We start from the raw sequence: 3,563 nt of genomic DNA, 5'->3' as shown, positions 1-3,563 counted from the left end.
CATCCGCTCCAACGCCTGCGCCGTCGTCTCCGAGCCCGCGATCTCGCCCGCCTTCCGGTCCGCCAGGTACTCGGCGCGCTGACTGCTCCGCAGCCGCAGCCGGTTCAGCAGCCAGGCGGTGGCACGCACCAGGACGCCGACCGTCGTGTTGGTGAGCCGGCTGAAGAACGAGTAGTCGCGGTATGCGGTCCGGCGTTTGATCTGGTCGAGCTGGCTCTCGCTGAACGTCGCCCGCAGCTCGCCGAGGATCGACCAGGCGCTGCCGATCAGCCAGCTGCTCACCCCGTCGCCGTGGCGGCCGTGGCCGAGCTCGTGCGCGAGGACAGCGAGCCGCTCCTGCGGCCGCAGGCCTGCCCAGAGCGGCAGCCCGATGCCGATGACGGGCCGGAAGCGCCAACCCACCTGCAGGTACCAGAGGTTCGGCTGGGCGTCTAGCGCGATCGCCACCACCGGGCGGGTTCCGGCGGCTTCGGCGAGCTCGTCGAGTACGCCGTACAGCGTCGGGGCCCGGTCGCGGTCGACGAGGTGGACACCGGACGGCAGGCGGCCGGCCCGCGGACGGAAGAGGAACGCGATGCCGAAGGCCAGCAGCGAGAGGAACACGCTGAACCAGAGCGGTCGGTAGAAGATAAGCAGCGCGGTGCCGGTCAGGAGCCCGAGCAGCGGGAGGAGCAGGATCAGCGCCGACAGGAGGTGCGCGCTGATCCGGGCCGCGTCCCAGCCGGGCCGATGGAGTCCGGGCTTCTGCAGTTCGCGGTAGAGAGATTCGGCCAGGCGGTGCTCGAGGCGGAGCCGCCACGCCGGGGTCTGGTCGGGCGGGGGTGTCGGGTCGACGTTCCAGTCGCACTTGTCACACCAGGTGACGTAGCGCCGGTCGACCCGGATCCGGTGCCCGCAGTTGGGGCAGGTGGTGATCTCCTCGGCGCTCTGCACGCGAGAAGTGTGCCAGCGCGGGCGGCAGGGTGACTAGACCGCTTTTACCCTGCCGCCGTGTTCCCCGGAGCCTTGTCTGCGCCCTGGTGGGGCGCAGGGGCGCTCACGCCGCCGGGGGCTTGTTGTTGGTGTCGTCGTAGATGCGGGAGGCGATGTCCTGCTCGGTGGTGTCGTGGTGCTGGTTCACCGACTGCTGGACGTTCTGCCAGACGGCCTTGCCGTCGGACTCGGGGATCACGATCCAGGCGACCGCGTAGCCGATCATCGCGGCGCCGCCGGTGATCAGCGTCAGGCCGACCCAGCCGAGGCGGACCAGGGTCACGTCGATGTTCAGGTACTCGGCGATGCCGCCGGAGACACCGGACAGCATCCGCTGGTTCGCGGAACGCCGGAGGACCTTGCCGGAGAGGTTCTGGAACGGTGCGTTGGAGTTCGTCATGGCTCTACTGTCCCGTTCCGGCACCCGTGCGCACATCAGGATCGGTACCGACCGACCCCTGACCCGACCCCGACGACTTTCGTGGAACCCCGGTCACCCGCCAGCCTGTCTCTAAGGGTGAGGAGGGGGAATGGACGAGTTCACCGAGTACGTGACCGCACGCTGGCCGACGCTGGTCCGGTCGGCGGTTCTGCTCGGCTGTACGCCGTCCGAGGCCGAGGACCTCGTCCAGTCCGCCCTGGAGCGCTGCCTGCTCAAGTGGAACCGCGTGCGCGTTGCAGACGACCGGGACGCGTACGTGCACCGCGTACTGGTCAACTGCTTCCGCTCGTCGCGCAGACGCCGCTGGCACGGGGAGCTGCCGTCAGAAACGCTCCCCGAGACCACAGGCACCGACCAGACCACCAACGTCGACGACACGGACGCCGTGATGCGCGCCCTGGACAGACTGCCCGGCGACCAGCGCACGGCGGTCGTACTGCGGTACTACGCCCACCTGAGCGAACAACAGATGGCCTCAGTACTAGGAGTGGCCCCCGGCACCATCAAGAGCCGCCTGTCCCGCGCCGTGAAGGCCCTGTCCCAGGACCCCCACCTGGCAGAACTGCGAGCACCCCAATGACCGACCTACCAGACCTCCTGGAACGCACCGCCGCCAAAACTCCCGTGGGCCTACCCCCACTCGCCGCCCTCCACACAGCCGCCACCCGCCACCGCAGACGCCGTACTGCGGGAGTCACTGTCGTCACCGTGGTTGCTGTGGCCGCCGTCATCGGCAGCACTACCGTGCTGACGTCCCACAAGCCACTCCCGCCGGCCGCCGCACCAACTCCAGCGCCACCCACGCTCCGCCTGGTCGGCTTCGGCCACGCCGCAATCGCCGTACCGGCCGACTGGCCGAGGAACCGGAGCAGATGCGGCACACCGCAGCAGAACACCGTGCAGATCGACGACCCGAGCATGTACACGGAGTGCGGGACGACTCGGCCGGACAACGTGGACAGCGTCCAGATGAGTAGCAGCCCGACTGTCGGCTTCCAAGCCGACCGGACGTTCGTAATTCACGGATTGCAGGCAGAGCGCCAGCAGACCAGCTGTCGTAATGACTGGAACGGCACCAAGGTGTGCTCGGGTGTGGTGAGTATCCCGTCGCTCAACGTGTGGTTCCGTGCCGAGTCCTCGACCAGTGCGGAGAACGTCGACCGGATGCTCAGCCGGATCCAGATCGTCCCCGACCAGGTCGGCGTACCCGATCCGTGGTCGGTGACCGGGCCCCCGACAGGACCGCTGCTCAGTGGCTACACGCCGTTGCTGACCGAAGCCGGGCTGAAGGTCCAGTCCAGGCGCGTGAAGTCGCCCAATTATCCGTCCGGGACGATTCTCGGGGTCTCGCCTGCCACCGGCACTATGTTGCGCCTCGGGGCGACGGTCACGGTGACGGTTGCGAAGTAAGAACTGTCGGTGGGGCCGCCTAGCGTTCGGGGGTATGGATGCGGCGGCGGTGGTGAAGGTGATGGCGGGGCTGCCCGGGGTGGAGGAGCACGAGGGCTGGGCGGGGCAGCCGGTGTTCAAGGTGCGGAACAAGAGCTTCGCGTACCTGTCCGAGGACCAGACCCGGATGCACCTGAAGGCGCTCCGGGAGGAGCAGGAGGCTCTGATCGCGGCGGATCCGGAGGCCTATGCGCCGTCCTGGGACGGTGGGCGGTTCGCGTGGGTCCTGGTCCAGCTGGAGCTGGCGGATCCCGGCGAGCTCGAGGAGCTGATCACGGAGGCGTGGCGGCTGACGGCACCGAAGTACCTGATCGCCCAGCTCGACGGGTGAGGCCCGGCTTGCACTCGCTTGGGGCGAGTGCTAATACTTGGTTAGCACTCCAAGGGCGAGAGTGATAAGCGTTCGCCCGGCCGGGTGTGCAAGAAGACGGCCTCGATGAGGTGCCGGGCAGCGGCGGGACATGAGCGTCGCGGGCCGGTGCCGTCCGTCGCGGGCATCGAGCCGGCTGAACCACAAAGACTCGACGCGGGAGGACTCGCGGAGAATGCCCAAGCTGATTGCTTTCGATGAAGAGGCGCGCCGCGGCCTCGAGCGGGGAATGAACACCCTCGCCGACGCCGTCAAGGTGACGCTCGGCCCGAAGGGCCGCAATGTCGTGCTGGAGAAGAAGTGGGGCGCCCCCACGATCACCAACGACGG

General features: G+C 68.5%; 5 protein-coding genes. 3 read left to right on the top strand and 2 right to left on the bottom strand.

The window, feature by feature from the left end; all coding sequences use genetic code 11:
- Both VFF46_RS03105 and VFF46_RS03100 read right to left on the bottom strand, forming a co-directional pair.
- A partial coding sequence (locus VFF46_RS03105; protein WP_325035462.1) for a M48 family metallopeptidase occupies window positions 1-933 on the bottom strand: 933 nt, incomplete at its 3' end.
- A 103-nt stretch (window positions 934-1,036) separates the two neighbouring features.
- Window positions 1,037-1,372: a PspC domain-containing protein gene (locus VFF46_RS03100; RefSeq protein WP_325035461.1), complete on the bottom strand. Its 336-nt coding sequence runs from the start codon at window positions 1,370-1,372 to the stop codon at window positions 1,037-1,039.
- A gap of 130 nt (window positions 1,373-1,502) precedes the next feature.
- Between VFF46_RS03100 and VFF46_RS03095 the strand changes: the two genes are divergently transcribed.
- The 3 genes from VFF46_RS03095 (at window position 1,503) to VFF46_RS03085 (ending at window position 3,194) form a co-directional block, all read left to right on the top strand.
- On the top strand, window positions 1,503-1,994 hold the full coding sequence (locus VFF46_RS03095) for a SigE family RNA polymerase sigma factor (RefSeq protein ID WP_325035460.1): 492 nt from the start codon (window positions 1,503-1,505) through the stop codon (window positions 1,992-1,994).
- Window positions 1,995-2,131: 137 nt separating this feature from the next.
- A complete protein-coding gene (locus VFF46_RS03090) occupies window positions 2,132-2,824 on the top strand; it encodes a PASTA domain-containing protein (RefSeq protein WP_325035459.1) in 693 nt (230 codons plus the stop codon).
- Window positions 2,825-2,858: 34 nt separating this feature from the next.
- Window positions 2,859-3,194 carry an MmcQ/YjbR family DNA-binding protein gene (locus VFF46_RS03085; protein WP_325035458.1) on the top strand — a complete coding sequence of 112 codons (336 nt, stop codon included), beginning with the start codon at window positions 2,859-2,861 and terminating at the stop codon, window positions 3,192-3,194.
- Window positions 3,195-3,563: the final 369 nt, after the last annotated feature.

This window comes from Kribbella sp. (genome assembly GCF_035655035.1).
In the GTDB taxonomy this organism is placed as follows: domain Bacteria; phylum Actinomycetota; class Actinomycetes; order Propionibacteriales; family Kribbellaceae; genus Kribbella.
This window is presented reverse-complemented; position numbering and strand designations above follow the sequence as displayed.

Excerpts from the sequence above, each read along its gene's own strand:
- VFF46_RS03085 (WP_325035458.1), top strand. The coding sequence starts at position 2,859 with ATGGATGCGGCGGCGGTGGTGAAGGTGATGGCGGGGCTGCCCGGGGTG.
- VFF46_RS03095 (WP_325035460.1), top strand. The coding sequence starts at position 1,503 with ATGGACGAGTTCACCGAGTACGTGACCGCACGCTGGCCGACGCTGGTC.
- VFF46_RS03100 (WP_325035461.1), bottom strand. The coding sequence starts at position 1,372 with ATGACGAACTCCAACGCACCGTTCCAGAACCTCTCCGGCAAGGTCCTC.